The sequence below is a fragment of the Bacillus infantis genome (assembly GCF_020171945.1).
Classification (GTDB): domain Bacteria; phylum Bacillota; class Bacilli; order Bacillales; family Cytobacillaceae; genus Bacillus_AB; species Bacillus_AB infantis_A.
In genome coordinates, this window is sequence record NZ_JAIVAP010000005.1 from 196,577 (window position 1) to 210,576 (window position 14,000).

Here is a 14,000-nt window from a genome sequence, read left to right on the forward strand (position 1 = left end):
TCAGGAAGGCTCTCTTTTGTGGACGAACGGGCAGGCATCCTTTATTATAGACGGTATAATGATTGAATTTTAGTGTGCGGCTGTTTTGCCGCCGCTTATTATACCAGAGAAGAAAGGGAGTACCATGTCTAAATCCTTTTATCATTTCCTGATGAAATACCGCCATCCAGAGCCAAAGGACAGCATCAGTTCTTTTGCCAATTCCGCGTTTGAAGACCACAGCTTCCCAAAAACATCATTTGATTATGATGAACTTAGCAGCTACCTGGAAATGAATGGCCATTATCTCGACAGCATGGCCATCTTTGATGAGTCTTGGGAGCTTTATTTGGTTTCAGAAACGAAGAGATAAAAAGCAGTCGGAAAGCTTCATCATATTCATTAGAGGTCTGCTTAATCAGCGGCCTCTTTTCTTTTTTTAGCTAAATGGCGCATGGGCAAATATGGGACCGAATATCTTCTTCCTGCATATGATATCGTAATTAATACTCACGACGATCATTGAGAGGATGGAGGATATGGAAAAGAAGAAAAAGCCAAGATTTAATATCGGTGATACAGTCGTGATCACGATGTATGGAACAGTCGGCAAAATAACAGATGTTAAATGGCTGGACGGAATGCATGTTTATGAAGTGAATAAAAGCGAGGGCCTGTTTATGGAATCCAGCCTCCAGATGCTTTCTGAGTATGAAGGAAATATAATGGAGAAAGAACATATAGATATTGAATATAAATTTTTGTTCGGCGATCTGGTGCAGGTGAAGGGCTATGGATCAGACCTGTTTAAAGTGGTGGGGTTCCGGACTGAGATCTGGCGCTATAAGGAGGATGCCTGGGAGGATGTCATTTATGAGCTTTCCAGAATCAATGACGGCGAATGGCTGGAGGCCGGGGAAGAAGAATTGACCCTCCTTGCGGATGCAGAAAGCGCCGACACCTTCATCCAGAAGCTGGGGCTTCTTTATCTAATCAACAAGCAGCAGAAGCCTGTCAATTTGAAGAAGCAGCAGGGTTCTGTGAAGCAGATGGAAAAAGAGTTCCTGGAAAGCCGCAAAGAGAAAAAGCAGATGATTGATGGCCTGCTTGATATATACAATGATTACCGCATCCTGTTCCAGCTGTTCGGCGACGATGAATACAGGCATATCATGCAGGTGATTGTGCGGAAGCTTAAGCACTTGACTGGCGCCGACGGAAAAAAGCATGCCTAGCCCTGCAAACCCGAAGCCAGGTATAAATAGGCAAGATAGGGAAGTCCTCCTGCCAGAAGGATCAGGAACATAGAAGAGAGAACCTTTTCAAAGAGATTGATAATGATACTGTTATCCTGGTTAACATCCTCTTTTACATCATCCAAAAACGTTCTGAGCCTATTCATGCAATCCGCCTCCCGACTTTTCTGATATAACATTGTATGCTTGTCCTGGGGAAATATGATTACAAGTGATAGATTAAAAGTTTTCTCATATTGTGCATGAAAGAAGGAAAAGCATCATACATTCTGAAAAAGGGGGCGTTGCTGTGAGAGAAATCGAAGTTTTTATAGATACGGAGGAAATAGCAGAGTTTTTCTTTCATGAGCTTGTTAAAAGGGGATACGTTCCTGAGGAGATGGAGCTTGAGGATCTGGCGGATATAACCTTCGAATATCTGCTGGATAAGTGCATCATTGATGAGGAAATTGAAGAATAGAATACAATAAGAATGAAAGCTGGCGCCGGAAAGAGCGCCAGTTTTCTTTATATTGCCGCAATTAACAGAAGTGTTAAGGTATTATCTGATGGGCAATAGATTCTGCAGCTGAAAGTAAGACATGCTGCTTTAGAAGCTTCCCTGTCATATCGTAGTCTTCGGTTTCCGGCAAGATATCCATATGATAAAGGCAGCTGCCCTGCTCATTCTTGAACCAGTCTGTTTTCCTGGTGAAATAATGCTTTTTGTCCCGCCATGCCTGTTCCAGGGCAGGGCTGTATAGCATTCCAGATTCTTTGCGGGCAGAATATCTGCTGCTCCAGTAGTCGGACCTTGAAGCAGTATGGGGGGTTCCCATGGCGAACTCTATTATCTTTCTGTGGTGTTTTTTATAAAAAAGGATCTGGTATAGGGATTTGCCTGTGGTTATGCGGGCATTGGGAGATTTGAAATCCATGACAGGGACACCGAGCAAGGCAGAGGTATTTGCTTTCTTCAGCGGGAATATAACCGTAGTAAAACCGAGTTTTTCCTGAAGAAGGAATGGCAGATCATCCAGTACACTGGCACCTGTAGCACTGATGACCCTGTCTTCCAGCATTTTTTGCTCATTCACGATCATGGCTGCTGTAATCACAGCAGAAGAGCCATGCTCATAAAAATGATTCCAAAAAGGCTCCATCCAGCATGATACATGAAATTTTGGGAGCAGGTGAAACAGAGGAACGCCCGTTTCCCTGCTGTATTCTAACAGCAGGAGCTGCGGGTATGCATCCTGGAAAATATAAGCATTGCAGCGCTCAAGAAAAAGAAAGTACCGCTCCTGGTCTTCTTCCGTGAGGAAATTGTCCAGATAAAAACTCTTTAGGTCTGTCATATAGTAGCCGCCATTCCTAGATACCATATGGGCAAGAAAGGCCCAGTGGAGATCGGGGTTGCGCTTGTAAAATAATAGATAGGCTTCTGTCCTCGTGCTATTGTTGCGGTTATATTTTTCGGTTTCAGCGGAAATAGCCGCTGCGATTTTCTTTTCTTTTTCTGTCAATATATAAATCGGCGTATTAATTTTAGCCTGGCTGATTAGTGCCTGTTCAATGCCGGCTTTCTCCCGTTCGGTAAGCAAGGTTTTCTTTGGGATGTCAGGCACAATGCGGTAATTCAAAATCCTTCTCAGCCATGCAGGATAAAATTCTGCAAATAATTTCATTTTGCCTCCCCGGATATGAAACTTTATGATCATCCATACGTATTAAAAATCATCAGGCTGAAATGAACGCATATCGTTATATTAAATGTATTAAAGTACTTTCGGCTTCATGTATGCTGCTTCAGCAGTCTAATTGAAATAGGGGGAAACAGGATGTCATTTTTTAATAAAGTGCTGGCAAGTGTAGGTGTGGGTTCTGCTTCTGTTGATACGAAATTGGAGCGGGACTCCTTTTATCCGGGTGAAATGGCCAAGGGTGTCATTGAAATCAGGGGAGGGAAGACAGAGCAGAAAATCGACCAGATTTACCTGGCTCTGAATACAACTTATATTAGAGAGTCAGATGATAAGAAATATACAGCTGCAGGTGTGATTGATAAATACAGGATTGCTGAGACACTGACGATCCAGCCGAATGAAACGCGGGAAATTCCTTTCTCTATTCAAATCTCTGAGGATGCACCTCTGACATTGGGAAGAACGAAGGTATGGATTTCAACTGGCCTGGACATTAAAAATGCGGTAGATCCCGGCGACAAAGATTATATATCCATTAAGCCGAACAGGCTCATGGACGGTGTATTCCAGGCAGTTTCCTATCTTGGCTTCAGGCTCCGGGAAGCAGAATGTGAAGAAGCGCCACGCAGGCTGCGCGGCAGGCTTCCTTTCATACAGGAGTTTGAGTTCGTTCCGGTTTCAGGGCCATTCAGGGGCAAGCTTGATGAGCTTGAACTGGTATTCCGTCCTGCCGGCGGCGGCCAGATGGAGCTGATGCTGCAGGTTGACCGGAAAGCACGGGGGCTCGGAGGCTTCCTTTCAGAGGCCCTGGAAATGGATGAAACCAATGTGAGGATGAGGGTTTCAGATTATGATCTCGCCGGAATCAGACAGAAATTGGAAAATACCATAGCACAGTATTGCTGAAGAAGGTCTCAGAGAAAACAGAGAATTCAGGGATCAGAGCTGAAATTCCGTAATGCAGTAAGCAGCGCCGCCCCGCGGAAAGCGAAGTGACTGGAACGGAAATCAACAGCCCCATTAACATCAAAAAACGATGGCAAATAAAACAATATTCCTACTGTATTTGACGATGGAAAACCATCGTTTTTTTTATGCAGTAAAACCTTCAGTTATACTCATGGATCCACAAAAGAAAAGAGCCGTTCAAAAGTGCTGGCGTATTGTAAGGAACTGTCTGGATAAAGGTCTGATATGATTCCGTTGACTCCCAGTCGCTGCATGGCTGTAAATTGATGTTTTTGCGTGACCGTCCATGAATTTACTTTGTACCCAAATGATTTTGCCTGGGTGACAAAGGATTTGGATAAGAATGCATGATGGACAGACAAGAAATCGGCAAAGCTTCTGTAGGAGGCGAGCTGGAACATATTGAGCGGCTTGCTGACCAGGATTCCGGCCTTGACTTTGGGAGAAAGGGCGCTGAATGTCCTGATATCAGCGATATTAAAAGACTGCACCATCAGGAGTTCAGGGTTGATGCCCTCCTCGAGTGTTTGGTTCAGCAAAACAGCCACCTCTTTTGCCAGGCTTGCTTCACTTCCTGCCCCCTTCATTTCAATAAGAAGGCCGATTTTCCCCCCGAAACGCTTTACGACATCTTTCAGCAGAGGGATTTTTTCTCCTTCATACTGATCGCTGAACCAGGAACCTGCGTCCAGCTCCTTCAGCCGGCTGGCGGTCAGCTCTGTTACCAGTCCGGCTCCTCCTGTTGTCCTGCCGACATCTCCATCATGGATGACCACAGGCTGGTGATCGCGGCTAAGCCACACATCCAGCTCAATAAAATCAAAACCAAGTTCATAGGCTTTTTCAAAGGCAGCCATCGTATTCTCGGGAGCAAATTGGACAGCGCCCCGGTGGGCAATGGACTGAAAAGGGCCCAGCGGCTGAAATGCAAAGCTCAGGAAGGATACAAGGATGCCGAGAAGCAGGGACCCTGCAAAAGTGTTTTTTATGCGAAAAGGCAAGAGGCGGAATTCTTTGCGGGAAAGCCGTTCAAAGGCACGTACCGCCAGTAGATGAATGAGAATAATAAATGAAAAGATCCTGGATCGGGAGAAGCAGAAGCGGTTTCTTCCTGAAAGGGCAGCTTTCGTTGCACTGAGGCCCCTCATATACATTCCCCCTTCTGTAGGTTGGGTTTATATATAATATGCGGAAGCAAGCATGTCCGGAAATGACATACGACAGAATTTTATGAAAAACGATAAAATTAGAAAATATTCTTTGAAGGAATCGACAGGACGAAAATGTAATAATTGTAGTAGAAGATATAGAGGTGCTGGCTGAAAAGGGAGGATCTGGCAAAGGGAATTACTAAAGGAGGCTTGCTTCATGCTGAAGGAATTATCATTGCCAATGTTGAAGCAGAAGGATTTTGACGTGACGATTTTCCAGACGCCGGAGTTTCGGCAAAAGAAAGGGTATAAGCAGGTGTACAGGCTGCCCATTAAGGGTGCGTCACATGAGGAGTGCCTTGATCATGCTTTCAGGAGTTTCAATGTTCCCGATCGCATGCCGGCTGACTTCAGAGGACGATTTCTGTCAACAGGTGATATTATCTTTATTGATGAGGGGAGAAGGGGGCAGTTCTACTATCAGCTTAAACCAGGCGGCTGGGCGCAAGTGAACCGGGTGCACATCAGATAGATAAAGGGAAAGCAGCAGGTAAATGCCGCCTGCTGCTTTTCCTTTTTATTTTTTTCGCCTTTCGGCAGAATTCTCTTTGCCATGTGCTTCATGTTCAGCCACGATAGCTTCAGGCGGGATATGATTGTTTTTCTTTGGTGAATTGATGCGGTTGCGATGTTTTTTTCCCATTGGCGCTTCTCCTCCTCGAATCTTTACATGGACTATTGTTTATGCTTCCTCCGAATTGTTTTGGAGGTGTGCGGTTCAGTATTGGAACGTGAAGATGGGTTGGTTTCATTCGCATGCTGGACAGCCTGTCTCAGCTTTTTGCTCATCGGTTCTTGCGGCATGTTTATCCCTCCTTAGGAAAAACTAATATTAGGTTGCCCGGGGCAGAAAAAAACATGCTGGCATCACTTGGTTTTCCAGCAGCAGCGGAAATATGGTATAGTGTGATGTGAAAGCAGTTGCAAGCCATGCTTCAGAAAAACATTGGAGGTACAAAAGATGAGTGTACATATCGGTGCAGAAGAGAATCAGGTTGCAGAGACGGTTCTCCTGCCAGGAGACCCTTTGCGTGCTAAATATATTGCAGAAACATTCCTTGAAGGTGCTGAATGCTACAATGAGGTCCGGAACATGTTTGGATATACCGGAACCTATAAAGGAAAAAAGATTTCTGTCCAGGGAACCGGAATGGGGGTTCCTTCCATATCCATTTATATTAACGAACTGATGAACAGCTATAACGTCCAAAACCTGATCAGGGTCGGTACTTGCGGTGCCATCCAGAAGGATGTAAAAGTAAGGGATGTCATCCTGGCTATGAGCGCTTCAACTGATTCACAGATGAACCGCCTTACCTTTGGGGGCGTGGATTATGCTCCAACCGCCGACTTTGACCTTTTAAAAAGAGCATATGATGCCGGTGAGAAAAAAGGCCTGAACCTAAAGGTTGGAAATGTTTTCACAGCGGATATGTTCTATAATGACAACTCTGAGCTGGAAAAATGGGCAAAATATCAAATCCTCGCAATTGAGATGGAGACAGCTGCCCTCTATACCCTTGCAGCAAAATTTGACAGAAAGGCATTGTCAGTCCTCACAGTCAGTGATCATATCCTTACTGGTGAAGAAACTACCTCACAGGAAAGACAGACAACTTTCAACGAAATGATCGAGGTTGCACTGGAAGCTGCGATTAAATAATTCTTAAGTACGATGCCCCATGCCGGGCATCTTCTTTTTTTGCTGATATCAATACTATCTATGCTTTCGAATGCAGTGCAAAAAGTGTTAAGATAAACATATTGTGAAATACTAACATGGTACACCAATAGGACAGGTGAAAGAAATGAAGAAAATATTGATCATGGCAGCAGCTGTTTTTATCCTTGGGGGATGCAGCAGAATAGAGCCTTTTGTAAGCAAGATTCCCTTTTGGCCTGAAGGAGGGCAGGCTGCAGAGAGCCCTTCAGATGAAAATAAAGAAACCGGCAATGCAGCAACGTCAACAGATGATGGACAGGCTGCAGCTGAAAAGGAAGAAGAGTCTGTCCAGGACGGCCCTGTTTTGGAAGCAGCCTTTTTCAATCAGATAACGGAAACGGAAGGCAAGAAAGTGATTCAAAACCCTGCCAATATTATGGCGCTTGTAAATAAAGATTTTATGCTGCCCGGCAGCTACATTCCGGAAGATCTTGTCCGGCCAAACGTTCCATTCTCATTCGGGGAACAGGATATTGAAAAGAGCTATATCCGCAAGGAAGCTGCGGCCCATATGGAAAAGATGTTTGCTGCAGCAAAGCAATCCGGGATTGAATTGTTTGCCGTATCCGGCTACCGTTCATATGATAGGCAGGCGGTCATATTGGATGCTGAAATCCAGCGGGCCGGGGAGGAAAAGGCGGTCCAGGCAGTAGCCATGCCTGGCAGCAGCGAACACCAATCAGGCCTGGCGATGGATATATCCAGCAGAAGCGCTAAATTGGAACTCTCTGAAGCATTCGGTGACACTGCAGAAGGAAAATGGCTTGCTGAAAATGCCCATAAATTCGGCTTTATCCTGCGTTACCCGAAAGGCAAGGAAAATATTACAGGCTATCAGTATGAGCCATGGCATTTCCGCTATGTCGGCCCGGCAGCCGGGGAGATTTATGCGAAAAAGCTGACTCTTGAAGAATACTTCAGCATTGTGAAGAAAATATGATCTTCACTCCCTGTTTTTACTTGCCCTGATTGGGGAATAGTAGACTGCAGAACAGACAGAGGGAGGAAGAAAATAATGAATAAAACAACCATGACTGTACCTGAAATGATATGCGATCATTGTGAAGAATCCATCAAAAATGCCCTCCTTTCGCTTGACGGAGTTGCCGGGGTGTCAATAGCACTTCAGGGGAAAACCGTAGAGGTCGATTATAATCCTGAGCAGACATCGGAATCCATGATCAAGGAAGCAATTGAAAATGAGGGGTATGGTATTGCCTGATTGTTTTTTGGGATGGCAGGAAAGCGTGCCATCCCTTTTTATTGGCCATTCCAAAAATGTCATTTTTTATTCATAAATTTTTTCCGTTTTTGTACATATTTTTTGTTAATTTACACTATAAAATGTTATTCTAATTTTTAAGGGTCTAAGGACTTCTTTATGGAGACGAAAGTGGTGAACAGCTTGGATAATAATCATGTAGACCAGGAAAATTCTGACAGGCAGCCTGATTCCGGATATATCCGGATGAAGAAGTTTCATTTTGTTATGCTGCTTTTTTTCATAGTATTCCTGGCAGCGGGGATTACAACCTTCGCGCTGGCGTTCGGGGATGAAAAAGCTGTCAGTATCGGCAACGAACGAAACGAATTTGATAAGCTTTATTCTGCTTATGATACATTGAAAGGCAGCTACTATAAGGATGTGGAGCAGGATACACTCATTAACGGGGCTATCAACGGAATGGTAGAGTCCCTGGGAGACCCTTATTCAGACTATATGAATGAAGAAGAAGCAGCAAGCTTCCATCAGAGCATCTCTTCTTCATTTGAAGGTATAGGTGCAGAGATTCAGGAGCAAAACGGACAGATCATCATTGTTTCTCCGCTTAAAGGCTCCCCTGCAGAAAAGGCAGGCTTGAAGCCGAATGACAAAGTCCTTTCTGTGGATGGAAAGAGCCTTCAGGGCAAAAGCTCTACAGAAGCAGTAACACTGATACGCGGCAAGAAAGGTACCAAGGTGGAGCTTGAAATCCAGCGCGCAGGCGCAGATGAAGCAACAAAAATAAGCATCACCAGGGATACAATCCCGCTCGAGACCGTTTATGGTGAAATGATGGAGGACGGAATAGCAAAAGTCCAGATCACCACTTTCTCTGAGAACACATCAAAAGAACTTATTGATGTATTGAACGATCTGCAGAAGCAGGGAATGAAAGGTCTTGTCCTCGACTTAAGGCAGAATCCGGGCGGATTGCTGAACCAGGCGATCAGTATTTCCAGCCTGTTTGTGCCGGAAGGGGAAATATTATTCCAGATCGAAGACAGGGAAGGCAATCGTGAAGTGGTAAAATCCAATTCTGAAGGCAGTCCCGACATCCCGCTGGTTGTGGTAATCGACAAAGGCAGTGCGAGCGCTTCGGAAATATTGGCAGCAGCTGTGCATGAGTCTGCAGGAGTTCCGCTTGTTGGTGAGAAGTCATTCGGAAAAGGCACAGTACAGCGTGCCGAAGATTTCACGGATGGATCCAATATGAAATTCACAACGGAGAAATGGCTGACACCCGATGCGAACTGGATTCACGAAAAAGGAATCGAGCCTGATTATAAAGCAGAGCTTCCTTCTTATGCATCACTTCCATTCATCAATCCTGAGAGCGAGCTGAAGGTATCTTCTTCATCCGCTGAAGTAAAGGCTGCACAGGAAATGCTCAAGGCACTTGGCTTTGAACCGGGCAGGACAGACGGATTCTTTGATGAAAAAACAAAGCAGGCAGTCATCCAGCTGCAGAAAGCCCATAAACTTGAGCAGACTGGTGTAATTACAGGAGATACCACTGTAAAGATGATGGATCTCTTAAGAGAAAAGCTTCTAAAAAATGATACACAGATTCAAAAAGCAGTAGAGGTGCTTAAGAAAGAAATGCAGTAATATATGATTTGAAAAGGACCGGCCTGCTGGCCGGTCCTTTTTATGCTGCTTAAACGAGCCGGAATTTTACAAATATTAGCCGGGAGGTATAGGGATGCCCCCCGATGCCCGAAAATGATGGTAAACGAATAATGGAGGCAGGCCAGTGATGAAAAAACTATTGTTTATCATATGCTTCACCATCCCATTGACTGCATGCTCTTTACCTTTTGACCCTGGACCCGATGATGCAGCCCCTGGCATTCCGGGGACTAGCGGAGAAGAAGAAACTGCCTATAAACAAGATGCAAAGGGCACTACATTCCTCCTGATAGGGATAGACAGCAGGGGGGAAGCTCACTCAAGGTCTGATGCAATCATGGCAGCAAGCTATATGCCAAAAGAGAAGGAAATCAAGCTGATTTCTTTGATGAGGGACAGCTATGTGGAAATCCCCGGAACCGGCAGGCGCACTAAACTTAATCATGCCTATTATGAAGGAGGGAAAGAATTGCTTAAAGAGACGGTTGAAGCGAATTTCGGGCTGAAAGTTGACTATACTGCCATCATAGACTTTAAGGGCTTCATCGCTGCAGCAGATCTGATCGCTCCTGAAGGACTGGAGCTTGAAGTTTCAAAGGAAATGATAGAGGATATGAAGCTGGATATGCAGCCTGGAAAGCAGACCCTTTATGGAGAAGAGCTTTTGTCATATGTCCGCTTCAGGCATGACGGAGAAAGTGATTTTGGACGGGTTGAACGGCAGCAGGAGGTCTTAGCTGCCCTCAAAAACAAGCTTTCTGAAAGGTTCAGTAATATAGAGGGAGTCCTGGACTTCCCGGCGGTTGTCCTTGAGGCAGCAAAGTATATAGAAACCGATATGGATGCCGAAGAAGCAATCCCATTGGCCGTATCCTATCTGCTCAATTCCGCTGAGAACGTTCAGACATTGAGAATTCCAGTCAGTGACAGTTATGAAAATAAACTTGTCGAGGAAGCTGGAGCAGTGCTTGAAATTGATTTTGAAGAAAATAAAGAGGCGATAAAGGAGTTTATTGGAGAAAAACAATAAAGATGCAAGATAAAAGTGCAGCCATGTCCTTGCACTGCTTTTCCTATGAGCCGGTGTAATCTATAAGCTAAAAATGCTTTTACAGCTTTTTTGCTTTCAAACAAGGCAAAGTTTAGGTAACATATGATTGGAGCGTTAACCAATTTTGTCAGGAAGTGAACATGCTGAAATGGTAAATAAAACAGAAGTTTATATATTATCGGGATTCCTTGGAAGCGGAAAGACCACTTTGCTGAAAAGGCTGCTTATGCAGGAAAAGAAGGATGGCCGGAAGACAGCGGTCATGATGAATGAGCTTGGGAAGGTATCCATTGATTCGGAAGCCGTCGATGGGGAGGTCCCATTGAAAGAACTGCTTGGCGGATGTATTTGCTGCAGCATTCAGGATAAACTGGAATCTCAGCTTCAGTCGCTGCTCCTGGATGAGAAACCTGAAGTGATTTATATTGAAACGACCGGCGCTGCCCATCCTGTGGAAGTTCTTGATGCTGTGCTGTCGCCGCTGTTCGCAGACAGACTGCAGGTGAAAGGCATCATGACTGCGATTGATGGGATGAGATGGCTTACCCGCAAGTCGCTGAGCCCGCAAGTTCAGCAGCTGCTCATAGAGCAGGTGCGGCATGCCGACCTGATCCTGGTGAATAAATCGGATGAAATGACCAGTTCAGAACAGGCCTCTGCAGTAATGGAAATCCAGTCTATAAACCAGCATGCTGTGCCTATTCTCACCACCTACTCCAAGGTCTCCGCCGACACGGTAAGGGGTCTTAAGACGAATCGGAAGACTGGGGCTGAAAAAACCTCCCTCAAGGACCTGAACCTTGGGTCCTATGTCCATACTTTTAAGGGTCCAGTCAGCCAGGAAGCATTTGAGTCTTTTTTGAGGGAGCTTCCTGATTCAGTCTTTAGGATAAAGGGATATATTAAATTTTCGGCTGAAGGTTATCCTTTCCTGTTCCAATTTTCCTATGGAATGCCTTTATATATGAAGGAATATATGAATATGCCCCTAAACATGGTGTTTATCGGCGAAAATATAGACTGGGAGCAGGTCAGCGGGAAATTAAAGGATATGGAGTGAATGATATAATATAATCGAAAGATCATTTAGCCCATATAGGGAAAGGACGATTTTCTTTGAAACAAGCAGCAGAACTGGAAAGAGCATTCCGGACTGTTTTTCGGACTTTAAGGCAGGAAGTGAATAAGCTGATGGGCGATGAAGTCACCAGCAATGAATTCACTGTGCTGAAACTAATAGCAGACGGACCTAAGATGGCTTCTGCCATTTCTAAAGAGCTGAATGTATCGGCAAGCCACATTACGAGTGTAACTGACTCTCTTGTCAGGAAAGGCTATATGACGAGAAGCCGTTCTGAAAACGACCGCAGAGTAGTGGAACTGGTGCTGACAGAAACCGGCAGCAAACTTGTTGAAAAACTGGAGGAGAAAAAATCTGCCTATTTGCAGGCAAAATTCCGTTCATTTACTGAAGAAGAGCTGGATCAGCTGGTAAAGCTGTTTCAAAAACTTATGTAATTATTTAAAGAGCCTGTGCAGCGTCTGCAGGCTCTTTTTTTTGCCTCACTTTACCCAGTCAGGATGCCGGTGAATAAAAGAAGGCTTGTGTGGGACACTTTTCATTGAGGGCCGCATGACCCACCAAACAAAAGAGAAATCGAGTGATGAGAATGAAGTTATTAAAACATCCGGCAGCCCTTATCTTCGCCAGTTTTCTTCTACTGGGCCCCGTTTTTTATGCTGACGCATCCAGCAGGCCTGCACTACTGGATTGGTCTGAAGTCAATGAGCTGCTTCCCAGATACAGCACATTTACGGTTGAAGATGTAGAAACGGGAAGGGAGTTCAAGGTGCAGCGAAGGGCAGGAAGCCGCCATGCAGATGTCCAGCCATTGACGGCGAAGGATACTGCTGTGATGAAGGAAATTTATGATGGCAAGTGGAGCTGGAGAAGGAGAGCCATTATTGTAAAGTCAGAAAAATGGAGAATTGCGGCTTCCATGCATGGAATGCCCCATGGAGCTGGAGCACTTGCCAATAACTTTCCCGGCCATTTCTGCATCCATTTTAACGGAAGCACCACGCATCGAAGGGATGAGATGGACTTATCTCATAAATTAATGATTCTGAAGTCAGCAGGCGAACTGGATGCATACATCGGAAGTGCAGAACCGGAGGAAACAGCTTCAGCATTTATTGCTGGGCTGAAGCAGCAGGACGAAGATATTGCGGGCATGCTTTCTTTGCAAAAGCTGCCATGGAAAAAAATCCTTCCTGTCATTGAAAATGTTCAGCTTGAAAGTGCTTCCGGCGGATATAGCATGGAGGAAAAGCAGACTCAGCTTCTGGAAGTTTCCGTTGAAGTTGACTGGTATATTAAAAATGAAGGGAAAAGGCATTACAAAGGAAAAATCGAAATGGTAAAAATGTCAGCTTTCGACGGCTGGAAAGTAAACGCGCAAAAATTCCTGGAAGAAAACCGCCTACTCGAAAGGTAAGCGGTTTTCTCTTTTCCTGTAAAGGGCTGTAAAAAGTATAAAGGGAATGCTATTGGCATCCCCCCCATTTTTATTTCATCTCCCCAAACTTTACAAACGTTTTCTCATCCTCCACCAGCCCGCAGGCTGCGCACTGCACTCTGACCTCTGGTCCTTTATAAGCCATATGGAAAGGGCTCAGCTGCTCTTCAGCATATTCTTCCACAATACTCCCGGAGCCGGGATCGAGTTTTACTGGCTGTGCTACCTGCCGGATGATATTGAACCTGCTGCGATTAGTTTTGCAGTTCGGGCAGCGGTAAGGTGTCCCCATTAACATTCTCCTTTCATACTTCTTATAGTTTTGCCGGTGAACGTATTTTTTGCCATTCCACTCTTCTTTATGCATATATAGTAGGGGTATACTAGAATGGATTGATAGACGCAGGCAAGGAGAGATAGAAGATGAACACTGATTATGGTTATTTGCTTGACCAGTACAGGCAGCTTTGGAACAACCGCAGGCTTGAAGGTGCCGATTCACCTGAGGATACCCTCAAGGAAGCTATCCGAAGGGAGCTGAAGGATGAAAATGCCCATCCCCGTGCCAGAAAGAGGGAGGCGGAAAAGTTCTACCTGGCTGTTAAGAGGATAACAGAATCGGACATACCTCAAGAGGATAAGCTTTTCCTGATAGAAATGCATTGTCAGCTTTATGAGCAGATCAGATCCTGAGCGTTCTCACGGCATGTGCCC

General features: G+C 45.0%; 20 protein-coding genes. 14 read left to right on the top strand and 6 right to left on the bottom strand.

From position 1 onward, the window contains the following. The first annotated feature begins 124 nt into the window (after positions 1 to 124). Positions 125 to 352, top strand: coding sequence for a YozE family protein (locus tag LCM00_RS10670; RefSeq protein ID WP_224901348.1), 228 nt, complete (start codon positions 125 to 127; stop codon positions 350 to 352). A gap of 166 nt (positions 353 to 518) precedes the next feature. Then, entirely contained in the window at positions 519 to 1,214 is a 696-nt protein-coding gene (locus LCM00_RS10675; protein ID WP_224901351.1) for a hypothetical protein, read from the top strand. Here the strand turns inward: LCM00_RS10675 and LCM00_RS10680 are convergent. Further along, positions 1,211 to 1,381, bottom strand: coding sequence for a hypothetical protein (locus LCM00_RS10680; RefSeq protein ID WP_224901354.1), 171 nt, complete (start codon positions 1,379 to 1,381; stop codon positions 1,211 to 1,213). The two genes, LCM00_RS10675 and LCM00_RS10680, sit on opposite strands and share 4 nt — an antisense overlap. A 143-nt stretch (positions 1,382 to 1,524) precedes the next feature. On the opposite strand from LCM00_RS10680, the gene LCM00_RS10685 reads away from it, so the two are divergent. Further along, entirely contained in the window at positions 1,525 to 1,695 is a 171-nt protein-coding gene (locus tag LCM00_RS10685) for a YozD family protein (RefSeq protein WP_009795467.1), read from the top strand. Positions 1,696 to 1,768: 73 nt separating this feature from the next. On the opposite strand, the gene LCM00_RS10690 is transcribed toward LCM00_RS10685, so the two are convergent. Further along, positions 1,769 to 2,902: a DUF2515 domain-containing protein gene (locus tag LCM00_RS10690; protein ID WP_224901358.1), complete on the bottom strand. Its 1,134-nt coding sequence runs from the start codon at positions 2,900 to 2,902 to the stop codon at positions 1,769 to 1,771. Positions 2,903 to 3,055: 153 nt separating this feature from the next. Here LCM00_RS10690 and LCM00_RS10695 point away from each other — a divergent pair, with 153 nt between their 5' ends. Beyond that, positions 3,056 to 3,826 (top strand): sporulation protein, encoded by a 771-nt coding sequence (locus LCM00_RS10695; protein ID WP_224901361.1) that lies wholly within the window; start codon positions 3,056 to 3,058, stop codon positions 3,824 to 3,826. Positions 3,827 to 4,038: 212 nt separating this feature from the next. Here LCM00_RS10695 and LCM00_RS10700 read toward each other — a convergent pair whose 3' ends face one another. Continuing rightward, entirely contained in the window at positions 4,039 to 5,037 is a 999-nt protein-coding gene (locus LCM00_RS10700) for a glycerophosphodiester phosphodiesterase (protein ID WP_224901364.1), read from the bottom strand. A 220-nt stretch (positions 5,038 to 5,257) separates the two neighbouring features. Between LCM00_RS10700 and LCM00_RS10705 the strand changes: the two genes are divergently transcribed. After that, positions 5,258 to 5,572, top strand: coding sequence for a YodL domain-containing protein (locus LCM00_RS10705; protein ID WP_224901367.1), 315 nt, complete (start codon positions 5,258 to 5,260; stop codon positions 5,570 to 5,572). A gap of 45 nt (positions 5,573 to 5,617) precedes the next feature. Here the strand turns inward: LCM00_RS10705 and LCM00_RS24635 are convergent, their stop codons facing one another. Further along, positions 5,618 to 5,743, bottom strand: a complete 126-nt coding sequence (locus LCM00_RS24635; RefSeq protein WP_257991558.1) for a hypothetical protein — start codon at positions 5,741 to 5,743, stop codon at positions 5,618 to 5,620. 32 nt (positions 5,744 to 5,775) lie between these two features. After that, the gene (locus LCM00_RS24640) at positions 5,776 to 5,904 is read right to left on the bottom strand and encodes a hypothetical protein (RefSeq protein ID WP_263623324.1); all 129 of its coding nucleotides are present in this window, start codon (positions 5,902 to 5,904) and stop codon (positions 5,776 to 5,778) included. Positions 5,905 to 6,061: 157 nt separating this feature from the next. Between LCM00_RS24640 and deoD the strand changes: the two genes are divergently transcribed. From deoD to LCM00_RS10745, 8 genes are all read left to right on the top strand, one after another. Then, positions 6,062 to 6,763 carry a purine-nucleoside phosphorylase gene (gene deoD / locus LCM00_RS10710; RefSeq protein ID WP_224901372.1) on the top strand — a complete coding sequence of 234 codons (702 nt, stop codon included), beginning with the start codon at positions 6,062 to 6,064 and terminating at the stop codon, positions 6,761 to 6,763. A 145-nt stretch (positions 6,764 to 6,908) separates the two neighbouring features. Further along, positions 6,909 to 7,763, top strand: coding sequence for a M15 family metallopeptidase (locus LCM00_RS10715; protein WP_224901375.1), 855 nt, complete (start codon positions 6,909 to 6,911; stop codon positions 7,761 to 7,763). 75 nt (positions 7,764 to 7,838) lie between these two features. Beyond that, positions 7,839 to 8,045, top strand: coding sequence for a heavy-metal-associated domain-containing protein (locus LCM00_RS10720; protein WP_224901378.1), 207 nt, complete (start codon positions 7,839 to 7,841; stop codon positions 8,043 to 8,045). Positions 8,046 to 8,291: 246 nt separating this feature from the next. Then, positions 8,292 to 9,695, top strand: coding sequence for a lmo1851 family serine protease (locus LCM00_RS10725; RefSeq protein ID WP_224901509.1), 1,404 nt, complete (start codon positions 8,292 to 8,294; stop codon positions 9,693 to 9,695). A gap of 148 nt (positions 9,696 to 9,843) precedes the next feature. Further along, positions 9,844 to 10,746 (top strand): LCP family protein, encoded by a 903-nt coding sequence (locus LCM00_RS10730; protein WP_224901381.1) that lies wholly within the window; start codon positions 9,844 to 9,846, stop codon positions 10,744 to 10,746. Between the two features lie 169 nt (positions 10,747 to 10,915). Continuing rightward, entirely contained in the window at positions 10,916 to 11,827 is a 912-nt protein-coding gene (locus tag LCM00_RS10735; protein WP_224901383.1) for a CobW family GTP-binding protein, read from the top strand. A gap of 56 nt (positions 11,828 to 11,883) precedes the next feature. Further along, on the top strand, positions 11,884 to 12,285 hold the full coding sequence (locus LCM00_RS10740; RefSeq protein WP_224901385.1) for a MarR family winged helix-turn-helix transcriptional regulator: 402 nt from the start codon (positions 11,884 to 11,886) through the stop codon (positions 12,283 to 12,285). Between the two features lie 146 nt (positions 12,286 to 12,431). Then, on the top strand, positions 12,432 to 13,265 hold the full coding sequence (locus tag LCM00_RS10745) for a hypothetical protein (protein ID WP_224901387.1): 834 nt from the start codon (positions 12,432 to 12,434) through the stop codon (positions 13,263 to 13,265). A gap of 70 nt (positions 13,266 to 13,335) precedes the next feature. On the opposite strand, the gene LCM00_RS10750 is transcribed toward LCM00_RS10745, so the two are convergent. Beyond that, positions 13,336 to 13,578 carry a DNA alkylation repair protein gene (locus LCM00_RS10750; protein ID WP_224901389.1) on the bottom strand — a complete coding sequence of 81 codons (243 nt, stop codon included), beginning with the start codon at positions 13,576 to 13,578 and terminating at the stop codon, positions 13,336 to 13,338. Positions 13,579 to 13,709: 131 nt separating this feature from the next. Here LCM00_RS10750 and LCM00_RS10755 point away from each other — a divergent pair, with 131 nt between their 5' ends. Further along, positions 13,710 to 13,979, top strand: coding sequence for a hypothetical protein (locus LCM00_RS10755; protein WP_224901391.1), 270 nt, complete (start codon positions 13,710 to 13,712; stop codon positions 13,977 to 13,979). Positions 13,980 to 14,000 lie beyond the last annotated feature (21 nt).

Coding starts and splice junctions, on each gene's coding strand:
- LCM00_RS10670 (WP_224901348.1), top strand. CDS start 125: ATGTCTAAATCCTTTTATCATTTCCTGATGAAATACCGCCATCCAGAG.
- LCM00_RS10675 (WP_224901351.1), top strand. CDS start 519: ATGGAAAAGAAGAAAAAGCCAAGATTTAATATCGGTGATACAGTCGTG.
- LCM00_RS10680 (WP_224901354.1), bottom strand. CDS start 1,381: ATGAATAGGCTCAGAACGTTTTTGGATGATGTAAAAGAGGATGTTAAC.
- LCM00_RS10690 (WP_224901358.1), bottom strand. CDS start 2,902: ATGAAATTATTTGCAGAATTTTATCCTGCATGGCTGAGAAGGATTTTG.
- LCM00_RS10695 (WP_224901361.1), top strand. CDS start 3,056: ATGTCATTTTTTAATAAAGTGCTGGCAAGTGTAGGTGTGGGTTCTGCT.
- LCM00_RS10700 (WP_224901364.1), bottom strand. CDS start 5,037: ATGAGGGGCCTCAGTGCAACGAAAGCTGCCCTTTCAGGAAGAAACCGC.
- LCM00_RS10705 (WP_224901367.1), top strand. CDS start 5,258: ATGCTGAAGGAATTATCATTGCCAATGTTGAAGCAGAAGGATTTTGAC.
- LCM00_RS24635 (WP_257991558.1), bottom strand. CDS start 5,743: ATGGGAAAAAAACATCGCAACCGCATCAATTCACCAAAGAAAAACAAT.
- LCM00_RS24640 (WP_263623324.1), bottom strand. CDS start 5,904: ATGCCGCAAGAACCGATGAGCAAAAAGCTGAGACAGGCTGTCCAGCAT.
- deoD (WP_224901372.1), top strand. CDS start 6,062: ATGAGTGTACATATCGGTGCAGAAGAGAATCAGGTTGCAGAGACGGTT.
- LCM00_RS10715 (WP_224901375.1), top strand. CDS start 6,909: ATGAAGAAAATATTGATCATGGCAGCAGCTGTTTTTATCCTTGGGGGA.
- LCM00_RS10720 (WP_224901378.1), top strand. CDS start 7,839: ATGAATAAAACAACCATGACTGTACCTGAAATGATATGCGATCATTGT.
- LCM00_RS10725 (WP_224901509.1), top strand. CDS start 8,292: ATGAAGAAGTTTCATTTTGTTATGCTGCTTTTTTTCATAGTATTCCTG.
- LCM00_RS10730 (WP_224901381.1), top strand. CDS start 9,844: ATGAAAAAACTATTGTTTATCATATGCTTCACCATCCCATTGACTGCA.
- LCM00_RS10735 (WP_224901383.1), top strand. CDS start 10,916: ATGGTAAATAAAACAGAAGTTTATATATTATCGGGATTCCTTGGAAGC.
- LCM00_RS10745 (WP_224901387.1), top strand. CDS start 12,432: ATGAGAATGAAGTTATTAAAACATCCGGCAGCCCTTATCTTCGCCAGT.
- LCM00_RS10750 (WP_224901389.1), bottom strand. CDS start 13,578: ATGGGGACACCTTACCGCTGCCCGAACTGCAAAACTAATCGCAGCAGG.
- LCM00_RS10755 (WP_224901391.1), top strand. CDS start 13,710: ATGAACACTGATTATGGTTATTTGCTTGACCAGTACAGGCAGCTTTGG.